General features: G+C 28.8%; 11 protein-coding genes. 4 read left to right on the top strand and 7 right to left on the bottom strand.

The features are described from left to right. Positions 1 to 132: 132 nt before the first annotated feature. From SERIO_RS01965 to SERIO_RS01950, 4 genes are all read right to left on the bottom strand, one after another. On the bottom strand, positions 133 to 375 hold the full coding sequence (locus SERIO_RS01965; RefSeq protein ID WP_047791232.1) for a hypothetical protein: 243 nt from the start codon (positions 373 to 375) through the stop codon (positions 133 to 135). Further along, complete coding sequence (locus SERIO_RS01960) at positions 339 to 1,874, bottom strand: hypothetical protein (protein WP_047791231.1); 1,536 nt, start codon at positions 1,872 to 1,874, stop codon at positions 339 to 341. The genes SERIO_RS01965 and SERIO_RS01960 overlap by 37 nt, the downstream gene beginning before the upstream one ends. Before the next feature lie 2 nt (positions 1,875 to 1,876). Beyond that, positions 1,877 to 5,596 carry an AAA domain-containing protein gene (locus tag SERIO_RS01955; RefSeq protein WP_047791230.1) on the bottom strand — a complete coding sequence of 1,240 codons (3,720 nt, stop codon included), beginning with the start codon at positions 5,594 to 5,596 and terminating at the stop codon, positions 1,877 to 1,879. A 203-nt stretch (positions 5,597 to 5,799) separates the two neighbouring features. Beyond that, positions 5,800 to 8,829: a DEAD/DEAH box helicase family protein gene (locus SERIO_RS01950; RefSeq protein ID WP_079450778.1), complete on the bottom strand. Its 3,030-nt coding sequence runs from the start codon at positions 8,827 to 8,829 to the stop codon at positions 5,800 to 5,802. A 270-nt stretch (positions 8,830 to 9,099) separates the two neighbouring features. Here SERIO_RS01950 and SERIO_RS01945 point away from each other — a divergent pair, with 270 nt between their 5' ends. The 3 genes from SERIO_RS01945 to SERIO_RS01935 all read left to right on the top strand — a co-directional run bounded on the left by SERIO_RS01945 (position 9,100) and on the right by SERIO_RS01935 (position 12,253). Further along, positions 9,100 to 10,062, top strand: coding sequence for an MATE family efflux transporter (locus SERIO_RS01945; protein WP_047791229.1), 963 nt, complete (start codon positions 9,100 to 9,102; stop codon positions 10,060 to 10,062). Between the two features lie 267 nt (positions 10,063 to 10,329). Then, positions 10,330 to 11,538, top strand: coding sequence for a hypothetical protein (locus SERIO_RS01940; protein ID WP_236682171.1), 1,209 nt, complete (start codon positions 10,330 to 10,332; stop codon positions 11,536 to 11,538). Between the two features lie 376 nt (positions 11,539 to 11,914). Further along, positions 11,915 to 12,253, top strand: coding sequence for a hypothetical protein (locus tag SERIO_RS01935; RefSeq protein WP_047791228.1), 339 nt, complete (start codon positions 11,915 to 11,917; stop codon positions 12,251 to 12,253). A gap of 36 nt (positions 12,254 to 12,289) precedes the next feature. Here the strand turns inward: SERIO_RS01935 and SERIO_RS01930 are convergent, their stop codons facing one another. Beyond that, a complete protein-coding gene (locus SERIO_RS01930; RefSeq protein ID WP_047791227.1) occupies positions 12,290 to 13,804 on the bottom strand; it encodes an MATE family efflux transporter in 1,515 nt (504 codons plus the stop codon). A gap of 270 nt (positions 13,805 to 14,074) precedes the next feature. Here SERIO_RS01930 and SERIO_RS01925 point away from each other — a divergent pair, with 270 nt between their 5' ends. Further along, positions 14,075 to 15,070, top strand: a complete 996-nt coding sequence (locus tag SERIO_RS01925; protein WP_047791226.1) for a phospholipase D-like domain-containing protein — start codon at positions 14,075 to 14,077, stop codon at positions 15,068 to 15,070. On the opposite strand, the gene SERIO_RS01920 is transcribed toward SERIO_RS01925, so the two are convergent. Next, positions 15,012 to 15,245 carry a hypothetical protein gene (locus SERIO_RS01920; protein WP_047791225.1) on the bottom strand — a complete coding sequence of 78 codons (234 nt, stop codon included), beginning with the start codon at positions 15,243 to 15,245 and terminating at the stop codon, positions 15,012 to 15,014. The genes SERIO_RS01925 and SERIO_RS01920 overlap by 59 nt on opposite strands. Before the next feature lie 61 nt (positions 15,246 to 15,306). After that, positions 15,307 to 18,030, bottom strand: a complete 2,724-nt coding sequence (gene mgtA / locus SERIO_RS01915; RefSeq protein WP_236682170.1) for a magnesium-translocating P-type ATPase — start codon at positions 18,028 to 18,030, stop codon at positions 15,307 to 15,309. Positions 18,031 to 18,113: the final 83 nt, after the last annotated feature.

The raw sequence follows: 18,113 nt of genomic DNA, 5'->3' as shown, positions 1-18,113 counted from the left end.
TATCAATTTAAAACTTAATAGCAAATATTTTTAGACTTGACAAAAAAATATTACATTTAAAACCCTAGTGTTGCTGGGAAATTTTCATAAAAATAAAAAAAGAAAATAAGATTTTCTTTTTTTAAGTAATTTTTATTTAAAAAATGTCATATTAAACATTTGAATATACTGTCAAACCATACTTCCCATACAATAAATAACTTCTTTATCATTTAAATTACCAATTTTACTTAAATTATTTCATAATCCTTGGTCTAATAAGCTATGGTTTGCAAAAATTTCATCATGGTATAAACAAAGTTCTAATTTTTTTCTTAATTTGGCAACTAAATTTTTATTTAAGAATAACTCCGATAAATGCCCTTTTTCTGCCACATTAATTTGGTAAGTTTGTAAACTATTAAGAAGACTTTCCTTATATTCTTTTTTCCAACTACGGTGGTCTTCAAAATCAGGTTTCATAATATTTGCCATATTAATTTTTGTATTAAAAGTTCAAAATAAACTACTAATTTTTTAGCAATTGTTTCTGTAATTTCAATATCACTAATATCCATTTCAACTATTTCAATTAAATATTGAATATAAATGTACGGAATAATTTTTGTTTCTCATAATTCTTTGACTAACGCATCCGGCGCATTGGTTTGTTTAATAAATTCATACATTAAAGTATAGTCACTGATAAATAAATTACTATAGTTGCCTTTTTTTCAAATCTTTTTAATAATTTTCTTATGTTGGTCATTATCAAAAGCAGAAAGATAACATTTTTCTAAGAATTTATCATCAAATTTACGATAAATCATAAATTCTTCAAATTCATTAGTTTTTTCCTCAATAAAATCCAGGTTTAAATTATCGCCAGTTGGGAATTCATCTGGCAATTGGTCAGAATTTTGAGGGAGCACCTTATCAATTTCATGTAAACGTTGTTGTAAAACATTATTAGCTGGGGAATTCTCATTAAACTGGGCAAAAAGTTCAGTGGTATCTTCTCCGTTATTATGTTTTGCAACATAATCATCTAAAATATCTGATAAGGATGAATATGTTTTTAAAGACGTTTTTGCTTGCTGTAAAATTGCAGGAGTTGAAGGCCCAGCAAATTCATTATGGGAAATTTCTAAGAAGAAAATATCTCAATAAGGTTCTAATTTATAACGAGAACTAATATTATTAGTAGTATCACTTGTTTCATCAGATGTTGGTGATTGCTTATTTTTTGTGCCTTTTTTCGCTTTTTTAGAGATTTTTTTGGTCTTTTGATTTATAGAATCATCATCCGATAAATTTTCTTCATCAACAATTGGTGTTGAACCTTTTGTTGTTTTGTCTGGTGAAGTTTTACTATTAGAAATTGGTTTGTTATCTTCAGTAACAGCTCTTGATAAATCATCTTGTTCATCAACTAATTCATCATCACTAGTTGTTAAAGGGGCCGAATCATCATTACCAGAATCTTCCGCAAAATTGTCTTCCGTTAATTCTAAATCAATTCCCATCGAAGGGTTTTTTTCGACTTCTACTGTTGGGTTATTAATAATATCTTGAATAGCGGCATCAACTTCAGCGGTGCTCATCCCTTCATCATCATCGTCATCTACCAAATCTTTATTACTAGAACTAGCAATAAAATTATCATCCGTAATAATTTGATGATCATCATACTGAATTCATTCTCCACCCCGCGATTGGACTTCATTTAAAAATTCAATAATTTTAAGATCACTAGTTTGGGGGAACATTTTATCAATAATAGCGAGAACTTCTTCTTTACTTAGTTGCTGAGAAACATTATCAACATAATCAAAAATATAGTCTTTAAATTCTTCAAAAAATTTAAAATTTTTAATGCGTTCTAAATCAAACATAATTATTTAACCCCTTCCATTTTTAATGCAATATCTCTCAGAACTTTCTCACGGTTAACTTCCCATTTTAATAATGGGATTCGATAAATTTCCCAATTCCGAACTTCTAAATATTTTTGGCGATAAAAATCGTATTCTTTCTGGGCTAAGATTTTATTATAATGTTCCCCATCAATTTCAATTCCTAACACAAATTTTTGTTCCTTTTTATCATAAATTCCAATATCAATTAGATAATTGTCAACTTTAATTTGCTGTTTAATTTGAAAACGTTTTCCATAACCATTTTCCTGAATTAACTGATCAAGAGCAACCAATACTTCTGCTTGAAATTCTGGGTTGGTTGTTTTTACTTCTACTACTTCTGATTCAATAACATTATTACCAGTTTCTTCATTTCGTAATTCTCCTAACACATTATCTAAGAAATCATCACGAAGTTCTGGTTCAATATTTGGATTATTTAAGGCTTCCACATATTTTAAATAATAATGTAAGAATTTTGGTCCCTTATTTTTACTATCCTTACTAATATCATAAGATTTAATTGATTTTACTAAATAAATTTTTCGCTTTGCTCTGGTAATGGCTACATTTAAGCGGTTTTCCCCACCACGGTCGCTTAATGGTCCAAAGTAATTTCGAAAGACCCCATTTTCATTTTTAGCAAAACCAAATGAAAATAGAATAATATCACGTTCATCACCTTGAACATTTTCAAGGTTTTTAACAAAAATTGAATAATTTTTACGATCCACAATCCGGTTTAATTCATCTGCTAATTTTTTATTATTTTGAGCTCTTTTATCTAATAAACTTTGGATTAATACACTTTGTTTCACATTAAAAGTAATAACCCCAATTGTTTCATTATGTTTACGAGTTTCTAAAATTTCTTCAATTTTATTAACAACTGCTTCGGCTTCAGGACGATTTTGACGATTAATAAATTTCCCTTCAGGTAAATAAATTTCTTCAATCGGAATTGTTGATAGTTTTGTATTTGAATTTGTAAATAACTGGTCAGTATAAAATCCCGTGTTTGAAAAATTAATTAACTCTTTATGCACAGAACGGTAGTGATAACGGAGCATACGACTTGGAATTTTTCCATTAACAAAATCAAGGAGACTTTCTGCTTCTAAATTATCATTAAAGTCCTCGGTTTCTTCTTCGCCAGTGTTTTTAATTCCAAAGAAATTAGTTGGGCGTAATTGTTTACTATCTCCCGCCACAACAATTCGTTGCCCCCAATAAATAATTGGAATTGTTTTTTCCACAAATAACTGGGATGCTTCATCAAAAATAACCTGGTTAAATAAATTTGGTTTGGTTTCTAATAAAATTGCGGCACTATCTGGGGTGGTCATTAACACTGGAAAGAGTGTGTGAATTGCTAAGGGATAATTACTAAAAATAAATTTTAATGATTTCCGCGAGTTATTATTGACAACTTTCTTCAGCATCATAATTTGGTCTTGAATTTCCGGACCTAAACTTTGAATTTTTTCCCGGATATCAATTGCTAAGTTATTATCTAACTGGTCAATGGCCACATTAATTGATTTGATTTCAATTTCTTTAATTTCTTTATGTCAAACAGAGTTGGCAATTCCAATCATATCTTCATTATTATTTTCAAAGTTTTTAATATAAATTCATTTGTATAAAATAATCAAGTGGTCTTTTGCCAATTGACTTTCTAATAAAAAATCAATAAATGGATAATTATCAGTAATAATTGGATCAAAATTGGTTTCTAATTTTAATAACACTAATCCTGCTAAAAATTCATCTAATGATTCGAGTTCTGTTTTTAATTTTGTAATTTTGCTACTTGCTTCGGATAAAAAATTAACATAATCATCATAATCTTTTGTTAAGTTAATCTTTGGCTTAATTTCACCTTTTGCTAGCATATTATAGATTAAATAATCTAATTTTTTATCTTTGATTTTTGTTAATAACTTACTTAATTTTAAAAAATTAATTTTTTTATAATGCAGTTCAATTAAAACAGCAAACTTTTGTTTAAATTCCTTAATTTTAATAATATCATCTAAGTTAGCATAAATCTTTTCCACACCTTCGGTAAAACTTTCTAAGGCTAATGAAAAAATTGCATATTGATTTAAACGTTCATAATAATTAGGATCTAAGTAATTATTAATATCTTTTAAATCATTTTTATATAGCGTATAATTTTGAGTTTTTTCTTCTTCAATTAGCTGACGATATTCCCGGATTTTATCAAAATAATAATCCATTTCATCATTACTGATCTTTTGTTTTTCACTAACCACGGTATTTAAAGAACTATCAATAGCGGCTTTAATTTGTGAAAAAACAAAACTTTTATTATTCATATCGTCAATAAATAAACAATATTTTTGGAATTTTTTCATATTATTATAAACAACTTCTAAAGCTGTTTTTTTCTCCGCACATAATAAAACATTATCACCGCGATAAATATCATTAACAATTAGGTTAGTAATTGTTTGCGATTTTCCGGTACCAGGTGGCCCTTCAATAATTAAATTTGAATTCATTGCTTTTTTAATTGCTAGTTTTTGATAAAAATCTAACTCACTAATCGCAATGACATCTTGTTCACGAAAACTTTTTTCAAATTCAATTCGTTTTTCTTTTGAATCCTCATATTCATTTAAAATTTGAAAAAATAAATCATTTAATTCCCCTAAATTAGTATTATCTAAAATTTTATTATAATCACTAAATAAAGCCGTGTTAGTTGTTTTATAAATTCCAATAAAAGCCGCACATAAAATGGCACTTTCATTAAAATTATATTTATTTTTTAACTCACTGGCTGCTTGTTCTTTATTATAAGCTTTTAATGGCAACGAAAAATTGGTAATAATGCTTGTTTGACTCACAACAGTTGGGTTATTATTTTTAACAGTAAGTCCAATCTCGCTTAGTTCCGTGAGCGCTTTTTCAATTTTATTAACATCTTCTTCATCGTCAAGCGGATCAAAATTAACTAAATCTAAATTAATTTTACGGGCTGCTAACTGACGAAGTTTAATCATGGGGTTAATAATGACGTTAGTTGTTTCAATTCTTAATGTCATTTCTCGTTTAACCTTATCATTATTATCAACCACAATTGGTCATAATAATAATGGTCCCCGAAAAACTTCTTCTGTTTCTAAAAATCCTTCAATATATGGATAACCAAGATAAAAAACATTGTTCCCCTTTTCTGATAATTCATTTTCAGAATCTTTGACAATAATCTTTAAGTTATCAAATTGTTCAGCAAAATATGAATTTAAAAACTTAATTGTTTTATTAACTAAATCCTCAGGATTATCCTTATTTTTACGTTTATAAAATTTAATAATTTCTTCAAAAATTGGTTTTACTTTAAAAATATTTGATTTGGTTGATAATTCCCGATATTTATGCATAAAAACTTTATCATCTTCAGAAGAGTATAAAACTTTTAAATGCAAATCAATGTTTGGAATACTATAAGCGTTTATTTCTTTTAGTTTGAGAGCTGATCCGGTTAAAAAATTTTGAAATTCTTGTTGGGGTTCAGCAAAATTAGTAAACAATAATTGGTATAAATCAATGATACTACGGTTGGTAGCGGTACTATTTTTTGTAAAAAATAAGTTCCCAATGGCTTTTTGTCGTAAAAATCGATTTTGATATTGTTTTAAACTAGTATAAAGCTTTTTTTCTTCCATATTCCTTTCTCCTTTGCTCTCCTCGATATGGTGTTTATCATTATAACAAGCAACAAATAATATCACAATTTTGGTAAAACTTGACAAAATCACGACTATTAAAAACCCCATATTTTTATTGATTAATTTCCCAACTAACTTAAAAAATCTGAAAAGAAAATTAGCAATTCCTTTTCAGATTTCAACCAAAAAACCAGTTTTTTTTAACTAATTAAACTAAATTCTGCCGTTAATATGTCAGAGTCAACCATTTTTAAATATTTTCCAATTCCAATAAAATCATATAACTTTAATTTAAGGTTTGGATAGAGATGGTTAATTTTATTTTGCAAAAATAAGTATTTGGTAATATTAGGGTTTTGAATATCTTTTACTAATTTATTATTAATTTTCATCTGTTCGGGTAATGATCACCAATATTCTTTTGTGATAGGATCATATTTAGTTAATTTCCCATAGTTAATAACTTCGGTATCAGCTAAAATAACTAGTTTAGTTTCATCAAAAGTTAAGTGTCCAGCTTGGAAAGCAATAATTCGTAACGGTTTTGATGGAATAAAATTTGTTCTTTCAATAATACATAATGCTTGACGAACAGTAAAAGTTCAATTACCGTATAATAATGAATTCTGTTGATGAGATTCTCTTGCAATTAATAATTCATGGTCAAGTTTATATTTTAAAATTAATAATAATTCATTAACAATTAACTGGTTATGCTCAATAAAATAATCAATTAAATCTTCAATTTCTTGGTAATTAGGAAAAATCCCTTCATAGGCATTCATACTAGTTACTTCATATAATAATGAACACATCAAAAGATTATCATAGCAATGTTGATATTGGTTTGGTGGTAAGCTTTGTTTTAAGCGATGATAAAAATATCAAACAATGTCGTAACTATTTAAAAATAAAAACTGCTTAAAAATATTTTTATTCCGTTGATGGTCATTTTCATTTTTATTATACAAAGTAATATTTTGAGCAACTTTTAAATAAAAATCATTCAGAATATTATAAAAATCTAATAAATACATTTCATAGGTTTCTAAAATTTTATATAATCCTTCCGGTCCATATTTTTGATAGAACTCGCGGACCTGTAAACGAATGCGATGTTTATCATCATATCATTGTCTTAAATTTCGTAAAATAATCTCTTGACTGCGTTTTTCTAAAGTAATTGTACAACCATACGGTAGCCCTTGGTTTTCACTAATCATTTTGCGAGAAGTTAAATTATTAGCAAATAAATTTTTAATTCCTAATGTTAAATCATATTTTTTATCAACATTAGTAATTAAATCATAAACTTCCAATCGACTTTTATGATCAGTTTTTCGTAATCCCCGCCCCAACTGTTGTAAATAAATTGTTTTAGAATTAGTGGGGCGCAACATAATAATTGTATCAATTTCAGGAACATCAATTCCTTCATTAAACATGTTGACAACACATAAATAATTAATCCGCATTTTCTTAAAATCATTTAAAATTGCTGTACGGCTACTATTAACTTCGGAAGTTAAGTAACTTGCTTTTAGTCCTTTTTTTATTAAAAATTCTGCGACAATTTTTGCATGCTCTGTTGTAATACAAAAAATAATACACATTGGTTTGGCATAATAGCCCAGATATTTATTAATCATTTGATACAACAATTCATTACGACTCGTTGTATTTAACTTTTGAAATAAAGCTTCATCATTATTTAAATCCACCCCAGTTAAATCAGAAGTCGTATCATCAATACAATAATAATCAAACGGACATAGTAAACGCTGGTTGACAGCATCCCACAATCTTAACTCACTAGCAAACTCATTATCAAAATATTTTAAAATTGTTTTACCATCAGTACGTTCAGGAGTGGCAGTTAACCCTAATAATTGTTTTGGTTTAAAATAATTAAACACTCGCTCAAAAGTTTTCGCTGCAATATGATGCGCTTCATCAAAAATAATAATATCAAAATGCTGCGGATCAAATTCTAACAAGCGGTTATGAATTGTTTGAATTGTGGCAAATAAATAGTTATTATTTTGGGAAGTCATCTGGTCATATAAAACTTCACCAAAACTTTTATCTCTTAATACACTTTGAAATGTTAACAAGGCCTGATCAACAATTTCTTTTTGATGGGCTAAAAATAATATTGTTGGTTTAACATTATTATTTTCTTTAATTTGATTTTGATAATCAAAAGCACTAACTACCGTTTTCCCGGTTCCGGTGGCCATAATAATTAGATGTTTATTTTTTCCTTGTTTCCGACGGTTTTTTAACTTGTTAACAATTTCTTTTTGAAAATCATATAAGTATTTTCTCGTTGTTAAAAATTCGGTAGTTTGGTTAAACTGGTTATTAATAATCTCTTCTTGAGCTAAGTGAATTCGGTTTAATAAATCAGCTCGCTCCGCTGGGTTATTAAAATTAACCAAACGATCAGTTCAGATTGTTTCATATTCAGTTAATAGTTGTTCATATAATTGGGGATTAGCAAATTCATTAACCTTAATATTTCATTCCCGACCGCGGACCATTCCTCAATATGTTAAATTAGAAGATCCTATAATAGCAGTCCCAAATCCTGTTTTTCGGCGAAAAATTGAGGCTTTAATATGAATACGTTCGCTTCGTTTTTCTAAATTATCTTCAACTCTAATCTCAAAATTATCATAGGTGGTAACAAGGCGGGTTAACTCTTCTAAGTTAACAAAGGCCGCCATATTATCAAATGTAGTAGTAATTAACCGAATCTTGGTTTGACATTTATTAGCAATCGCAATTGAAGCTTCAATCTTATTTAAAATTGCTTTTGAAATAAATGGAAAAATAAAATCAACTTCATCGGCCGTTCTAATTTCTTTGTTAAGTTCATTAATTAACTCCTGGGCGTTTTGATTAGTAAATAGATGGTTATCCGTTAACCGAATTGTATTATGATATTCACTCGGATTATTATCTGAAATTTTTAATAAAATTTGCGGTAATAATTGCTCTTCAACATTAGTTTTACCAATTAAAGTATTTAAAAATACTAATTTTTCTTCTAATGTTGGATAACTTTTTAATTTTGTTAATAAAAAATTATTATTAAATTGTTTTACTAAATAATGGTCCCAGTCTTTAATATAATCTTTTTCGTCGGTTAATTCTTTGACAACATAATTGTCTTCAATTTGGTCATTAAGTTTTAATAAAAGATCATAAAACCCTTTTTGTTTCATTTTTTTCACCTTACTATATAATTATTGCTTTAGTTGGATAAGTAGTTTTCTATTTATATTATATCTAGTTTTTAACAGTTATAAAAATATTACAAAATTTCTTTAATTTTTTTATTCCAGCCGCAAACTAACCCGACAAAAATTAAGCAAAATATTAAAATAATTACAAAAATTATGTACGAAAGCAAAATAATTATAGTTAATTATTCAAATTTTTTAGTATAATATGCTAGTGTTAGAACTTTAATTTATAAAAGGAGGAATGAGCAAATGGATATCGCAGCAGATAAAAAACATCGTAACTTTTATCTAACCGCTTTACTGATGATGATTCCCATGACTGTCCAAGGGTTAATGGATAACTTTATTAGTTTATTCAATACTTTTATTTGTGGGCAATTTCAAAATGGAACCTATTCATCAGATGATATTGTGGCGGGAATTGGTTCACAAACGAATGTTTTTGAAATTGTTTGGTATGGTTTAATTGGGCTCGTTATTGCGGGAAATGTTTATACATCGCAATATTATGGGGCCAAAGATTTTGCAAAGGTTCGCGAAACAATGAATACAAAACTTTGTTACATGGTGGGATTTGCCTTAATTTCATTAATTATTGTTGAATCAGCAACTCCTAATATTATTAGTGCCATCATTGGGGGCGAAAACGCCGCTGGAGGTGCAGATAATGCCATCCATATTGGTGTTCAATATACAAGAATTGGCGCCACTAATATTAAACCAATTTTCTTTGTCTTAGCAGTTATTGCGGTGGGATTTGCCTTTATTATCTTAGCGTTCTTTTGAACACTATTGTGAGCAGGTATTTTCTTTGGTGGCTCATTTGGTTGAAATAAAGTTGCTATTCCTTACAATGTCGGACCAGCAATTCCATTTGCATTAATTATTTTTGTTTCTTCGATTGGATTAGGAATGATGCTAGCGTCAGTCTTTAAATCAACAACTGCTTTTGTGGCGGTTTCAAATGTTATTTACATGCCAATTGCCTTTTTAAGTGGATCATTTATGCCAGCCGAATTAATTTTAAACAGTAATGTGTTAAAATATGTTACATATATTAATCCCTTTAAATATTGTTTAGATCCATTCTTATCAGCATGAAAAGGAAACTTTAGCTTCACAACTACTTTCGCAATTTATTTAGCAGTGTCATTAGGGTTATTAGCAACTTATATTGGTGTTGCTAGCTGAAAAATGCGTTGACAAGCATAGTTACCAAGCAATTATAGTATCAATTTAGAAAAACATTGGAATAACCCATGTTTTTTATTGTTATTTTAGAAACCATTTGTATTTAAGTTAACAATATCAAGAGATTGTTTAAAACATATAAAAAATTTAGTTATTAATTTCTTGCAAATTATATAATTTTCCATTATTATATTAAGTATAAGCACAACTATTGGTTGTTGTTTAATCGCACTTCATCTATTTTAAAAATAATGATGAAAACTATGAAAAATAGAAAAAAGGTGTTTTATGGAGAATGCTAATTTTAAAACCAAGAAAAAGAAAAGTACTTTTGTTGGTGGACAATATTTGTTTTTATTAATTTTCTGAGCAATCTTTACCGCCGTTTTGATTGTAATGTTAGTTTTATTTTTAAAAGAGCGGACAGATATTAATGAAAAAAATAATGTTAACCAAATTTTAACTGAAATTAAAACCGGTAGTTTAACCGATGCTGAAATTCAGGAGCGCTATCGTCAGTTAATGTCAATTTCTTATCCATTAATTGATTTTTCCCTAATGTCGTTTAATTTCTTTGGGAAGGGGAATAACGATGTTACTGACTGGGGAAAAGCCTGAGATCAGCGAACTGTTAACATTAACATGGCTTATTCTTATATTTTTATTACCGCAGTAATTGCATTAATAGGCTTATGTTTTTATATTACAATTATTATTAAATTATATAAACGCCGTGCTTTTGAATGACGTTATAATTTAATAACAACTTTCCCAAATGATTATGTGATTTTTAACACCAGAATTTATTTAAATTTTGTTACTAGTTTAACAATTGTTTTTAGTTTCTTCAACTTTTTAACAACTTTAATATCATTAGCCTATGGAATTGTGTTAGTCTTAGTTTCATACTTCTTATGATATGTTGTTGGTAAAAAAACAGAAGTTTTAGTACCACATAAATGGTGAACCGCAACTAATTTTGCGTTCTTTGTAACCGTTTTACTAATTCAAAATATCTATACCTTAATTAAATCAATCTTTGCTGATAAATTTGGCGTTGATTTAGACTTAATTATTCAAATTATTTTCCCAATTGGAACAATTACGGTTATAATTGCCGTGGCCATTAAAAACATGTTATCAACAAAAGTGACAGCTGTTCGCACTGCGGTGAAAACAATTGCTGGCAAAGTGGCTTCATTCCGAATTTTCTATTATTCACAAAAAGAAGGGGCGTTAGAAGATTATACTTTTGTCTCACAATTACCACCCCTTGTGAAAGGACCATTAGGAGCTGAAAAAATTAGTAATGATGAAGCATTAGCCCTCATGACAATTGTTGATGATACTGCTAAATTCTTTGAACAACATTTTACTAATCCGAAGGAACGAAATTATATGTTGTATCATTTATTTAATGAGATTACTAGTGTCGAAGAAATTAATGAAATTAAAGAAAACGTTTTGAAAGTAGAAGCTAAAAAAGCAAAAAAATAATTTAAAAAATGATAATATTAATTTATTATCATTTTTTATATGAATTTTTTTACATTTTTCTTGTTTAAAAATGTTAATAATCATTGGCAAAGAAAACTTAAATAATTATATATAATGATTTTAATAGTGCTTAAGTATTTTTCCTACTTAAGCACTATTAAATTAGAAAAGAAAAATTATTATTTAATCAATAAATTTATCCGATTTGACTCTTTTCTATTTAATACTGATGGTTATCTTCTAGTCCTAATAATATATTTATAATTAAATATAGAATTTAGTATTGTTTATTATTAAATTAGTATTGTCAAAATAGGTAAGTGAGATTCTGGATGAGTTTTATTTATTCAAATGAATAAGCAAGGAGGAAACTTAAATGCCAAGTAATGAAGGAAAAGGCCGCATTGCGATGCATGATAGCGTTTTAGTAGGCTGTGAAAAACATCGCGATAATTGTGAAAAATGTAGAGCAATTCAAGAGTCACAAAAAACAGAGTTAAGTTGTCAAAATTGTGGGAATGGTTTATTCTTTTGTCGTTCAAAACCTTGTGAATACAAACTACATTGTTTAAACTCAGAGTGTATTAAATCAAAACATAAATTTGTTTTTAGTAAAAAAAATAATAACCAAACTAGTTTTGCGGGTTCAAAGATTAGTCCAGAACATGGTGAAAATATCAAACATCCTAATTATAATTATAGTATGAAACGTTAAGAACAAAAAAAGAGTTTAATTAGTAATTAAACTCTTTTAATTTCCAGATGAAGGTTGGTTGGGATTATTTGGGGTTTGTTTTTTCTTCATTCGGCGTTGATGGTATAATTTTTGTCCTGGGGTTGCGTGAGAAGGAGCATATGATTCTTCGTGAACAACCAAATTCCGGTTTCATGGAATTAATAAGAACATTGTAAAGATGACTGCTAGTTCAATTAGTTTTAATAAACAACCGATCATTAAAACATAATGAATTGTTAAACTAGTATATTTAAATAATAAGAAGACTACTAGGACATCTAGCATCCATAACATAATAATATTGGCAATTGAGGCATATAATTGATAACCTCCAACTCCTAAGATTAAGGATAGAAGTTGAATTAAGGCCGTACATAAGAATGAGATTGGAGCAAAATATAAGTATCAAGAAGCTAGTGATTTTGTATAATCACTTAGGTTTGGATATAAAGTTTGTGGTACCCACCAACTCATTGATAAGAAGAGCAAGGCAATTATAAAGGACACGATAAAGACTAAGAAGATAATCCGTCAGGCGTTTTCTTTGGCTTGTTTAGTATTATTGGCACCTAATTCTTTTCCAACAAAGAAGGCCGTTAATCCCGTTAACGGACGGAAAATTGAGAAGAGAAGGGTGAAAATTGTTAAGACAATTTGTAAAGCGGCAATTGCTTGTGGTCCCCCGTTCCGAGCAAAGATTGCAATTTGAATTACTAAAGCAAAACCTAACATTAATTGGTTGGCAACATTGGGAATTGAAGTTTTAATCATTTTTTTGTGCATATCTTTTGTAATATAGAAAATATTAAAGTATGGACGAAAAATTGGTTTTGTTACTAAAAAGTAAATCACATACACCATTGTTGAACCAAACCATGACAAGATGACTCCAACTGCTAGGCCATCAACTTTAAACATTGTATCGTGATCACCGATAAAACCAAATGAACAAGAAACAAGTAAGTTAATTAGAATTCCCACTAGGGAAGCTAATAAAGTAATTTTAATTTTCCCTAGGGCATTCATGGTCATTGCAAAACAATAACTGATTGCTAACAAGGGATAAGAAATGGCGGCAATTCTTGTATATTGAACACCAATATGGATGGCATTATCTGCACCTCCAGCGGCGTTTTTGCCCCCAATGATGGCACTAATAATATTAGGAGTTGCTGATTCAACAATAATTAATGAAATTAAGGCAAATCCCACCATGTAACAAAGTTTTGTATTCATTGTTTCGCGAACCTTTGCAAAATCTTTGGCCCCATAATATTGTGATGTATAAACATTTCCCGCAATAACGAGCCCAATTAAACCATACCAAACAATTTCAAAAACATTCGTTTGTGAACCAATTCCCGCCACAATATCATCTGATGAATAGGTTCCATTTTGAAATTGCCCACAAATAAAAGTATTGAATAAACTAATAAAGTTATCCATTAACCCTTGGACAGTCATGGGAATCATCATCAGTAAAGCGGTTAGATAAAAGTTACGATGTTTTTTATCTGCTGCGATATCCATTTGCTCATTCCTCCTTTTATAAATTAAAGTTCTAACACTAGCATATTATACTAAAAAATTTGAATAATTAACTATAATTATTTTGCTTTCGTACATAATTTTTGTAATTCTTTTAATATTTTGCTTAATTTTTGTCGGGTTAGTTTGCGGCTGGAATAAAAAAATTAAAGAAATTTTGTAATATTTTTATAACTGTTAAAAACTAGATATAATATAAATAGAAAACTACTTATCCAACTAAAGCAATAATTATATAGTAAGGTGAAAAAAATGAAACAAAAAGGGTTTTATGATCTGTTATTAAAACTTAATGACCAAATTGAAGACAATTATGTTGTCAAAGAATTAACCGACGAAAAAGATTATATTAAAGACTGGGACCATTATTTAGTAAAACAATTTAATAATAATTTTTTATTAACAAAATTAAAAAGTTATCCAACATTAGAAGAAAAATTAGTATTTTTAAATACTTTAATTGGTAAAACTAATGTTGAAGAGCAATTATTACCGCAAATTTTATTAAAAATTTCAGATAATAATCCGAGTGAATATCATAATACAATTCGGTTAACGGATAACCATCTATTTACTAATCAAAACGCCCAGGAGTTAATTAATGAACTTAACAAAGAAATTAGAACGGCCGATGAAGTTGATTTTATTTTTCCATTTATTTCAAAAGCAATTTTAAATAAGATTGAAGCTTCAATTGCGATTGCTAATAAATGTCAAACCAAGATTCGGTTAATTACTACTACATTTGATAATATGGCGGCCTTTGTTAACTTAGAAGAGTTAACCCGCCTTGTTACCACCTATGATAATTTTGAGATTAGAGTTGAAGATAATTTAGAAAAACGAAGCGAACGTATTCATATTAAAGCCTCAATTTTTCGCCGAAAAACAGGATTTGGGACTGCTATTATAGGATCTTCTAATTTAACATATCGAGGAATGGTCCGCGGTCGGGAATGAAATATTAAGGTTAATGAATTTGCTAATCCCCAATTATATGAACAACTATTAACTGAATATGAAACAATCTGAACTGATCGTTTGGTTAATTTTAATAACCCAGCGGAGCGAGCTGATTTATTAAACCGAATTCACTTAGCTCAAGAAGAGATTATTAATAACCAGTTTAACCAAACTACCGAATTTTTAACAACGAGAAAATACTTATATGATTTTCAAAAAGAAATTGTTAACAAGTTAAAAAACCGTCGGAAACAAGGAAAAAATAAAACGCAACAAGGTAATTAGTTTGGGTTGTAAAAAAAGAATAATAATTTGAAATCCGTTCGGTGTAAGATAACATTCGGAATTGCGGTTGGGGATCATAAGTAGCTAGAGTTACATCCGCAATTAAAAATAAACTTAATGCTATTAAGGCAGCTAGCCGAACATAAAAATGGGCCTTATCATTTCATTTAAACATTTGTTTTCTCCTTTAATCTAATTATTTATTTTAATTTTGCTAAATTTATTAAGTAGTATAATTATAATCATTTTTTGTAAATTTTTAAATACCCTATTTTTAAGAGGGAACTAATCATAATGAAGATAACTAGTAAACCTACTAAATAAGCATACCAAATTGGATCTGGGGGTGCCAATTGTAACCAAGTACTAATTTTTGGTAGGTATGGAAGGACTAACACGACTCCTAAAATCATTGCAATTGGAACTACTAATTTTAACGGCGGCGCATCTTTAAAAATATTAATTTTATTTGTTCGCATCATCATAATCATCATCATATGCAAAATAGCCCCTTCGGTAAACATTGTGGTTTGAAATTGAGAAATTAAATGATTATTAGTTGCACCAAGTGCTAACGAACTGGCTAGGGCAATTGAACTAAGAATAATCCCACTAACAATAAAGTTTAAAATACTAATAAACGTTACTGAGGGACCATTTCATAATGCAAAAGAAATTAATCCTTTTGTGTTTCATCCGCGCGGTTTTTTAATAAAATCAGGATGAACATTATCAAAAACAACAGCCACTTGTGAAATATCATATAATAAATTTTGAAATAAAATTTGAATGGGGGCCATTGGCGCAAAAGCTAACCAGGCTGAAGCAATTACTAAACTTAGCATTAATCCAAAATTGGCCGCCACCGTTACTTTAATATATTTAATAATATTAGCAAAGATTCGTCGACCCTCAATTATCCCATTTTCTAACACTAATAATGATTTTTCTAAAAGAATAATATCTGCTGCTTCTTTGGCAATATCAGTGGCATTATCAACCGAAATTCCCACATCACTTTTGCGTAACGCAATCGCATCATTAATTCCATCTCCTAAGAAACCAACTTTATGTTTTTTCTTTTGTAATAATTCAATGATCCGGGCTTTTTGAAAGGGAGTTAATTTTACAAAAATATTAGTTTTATTTAACACTTCCATTAACTGTTGGTCACTCATGTTATCAATTTCTTCGCCATCTAAAATTCCATTAATTTGAAAACCAATTTGTTGACAAACAGCTAAGGTTACTTGCTGACTATCACCTGTTAAAATTTTTGTTTCTACTCCATATTTTTTTAATAATTTTAAAGTACTAATTACATCTTTTTTAATTAAATCTTTAAAACATAAAAAACCTAAAAATATTAACTGTTGTTCAGCTGCCAATGTTAAGGGCTCATTTCCTTCGTAATTTTGATAAGCAAGCGCAATAATCCGCATCCCTTGTTGATTTAGTTGTAATGCATCATCTAATAATTTAATTTTAGTATCACGATCTAGTTTTTTAACAAGTCCTTTATCAAAATAATATTCAGAAATATTAAGAATTTCTTCAAAAGCCCCCTTGGTAATTAGAACTTGTTTCTGAGTTATTTTTTCTTGCATTAAAACTGACATACGCCGACGAGTAAAATCAAATGGTAATTCTCCTTGTAGTTGATATTCCAACGGTAAATTAGTAATAAAACGGCTTGGGGGATAGTTAATAATTGCTTCATCAATTTGATTTTTCATTCCAGTTTGAAAATAACTATTTAAAAAAGCATATTTTAAAACCTGGGGGCTTTTAATCATCGCATAATTATAATAACGATCTAAAATAATTTTATCTTCGGTAAGAGTTCCGGTCTTATCCGTACATAACACATCAATCGCTCCTAAATTTTGAACTGCGTCTAGTTGTTTAATGACAACTTTTTGTTTTGCTAGTTTCTTACTCCCCTTTGTTAAGTTAGCAGCCACAATCATTGGTAACGATTCAGGAGTTAACCCGACCGCCACCGACATCGCTAAGACCAGGGCATCTAACCATGCTTGGGTGCGAATTCCATTTAAAACTAAAACAACCGGGACCATCACCAAAATCATTAAAATAATTAACCGAGTAATTTTTGCTAACCCAATATTAAAACTATTAGTAACTTTTGTTGTTTTAATTTCTTGGTTAATTGACCCTAAATAGGTGTTTTTTCCGGTTCCAATCACCACCCCAATCGCGCTCCCTGCACTAACACTTGTTCCCATAAAACAAATATTATTTAAATCAAAAATATTCGCCGCTTGGGTGAGATTATTATTACTTGTTTTATAAACAGGAGTTGATTCACCATTTAGCACAGCTTGGTTAACTAAAAAGTTATTAGCATAAATAATTTTAATATCACCAGGAATAATATCACCAGTTGATAAATAAATAAGATCGCCAACTAATAAATTATCAACAGGGATTTTTATTGAACGGTTGATTAAATCAGCAATGGTTATACTTGTAATTTGGTGAGTACCCAGATCATAATCGCGAATTACAGCAGTTGTTTTGGTCACTAAGCTAGCTAATTGTTTCGTGGTGCGAAAAGATTTATAGTCTTGGACAATTGAAATAATCGCACTTAAAAACATCATTACTGCAACAATGATGGCACTCGCTAAATCTAAATTATCTTGATAATTACCAATAATATATTTAGTAAGGTTAAAAAGACAAATAAAAATTAATAATAAGTTAAACGGATTAAGAAAAGTAAATATTATTTGTTTAAAAAAATTAAAACCTTTTGTTTTAATAGCATTGGAACTTTGAGCCTCCAAAGCAGCTGATATCATTATTGATTGATAGCCAATCGAAGGAACTGCTAAATTATTTTTTAAATCAGCAAGCGTAGTGGTATTAGCAAGGTCTTGATAAGAAGTCTTAAGATTATTATCAACAGAATTATGCATTTTTTTCTTGGTACACATCTTAACAAGTCCTTTCTAAAATCTCCTATCTACATAATAACATTAACCAATAATTTTCAAACAAAAAAATAAAAAAACAAAAG

This window comes from Spiroplasma eriocheiris (genome assembly GCF_001029265.1).
Taxonomy (GTDB): domain Bacteria; phylum Bacillota_I; class Bacilli_A; order Mycoplasmatales; family Mycoplasmataceae; genus Spiroplasma; species Spiroplasma eriocheiris.
Note: the sequence above shows the minus strand (reverse complement) of the source record. Positions and strands in the feature narration are given on the sequence as shown.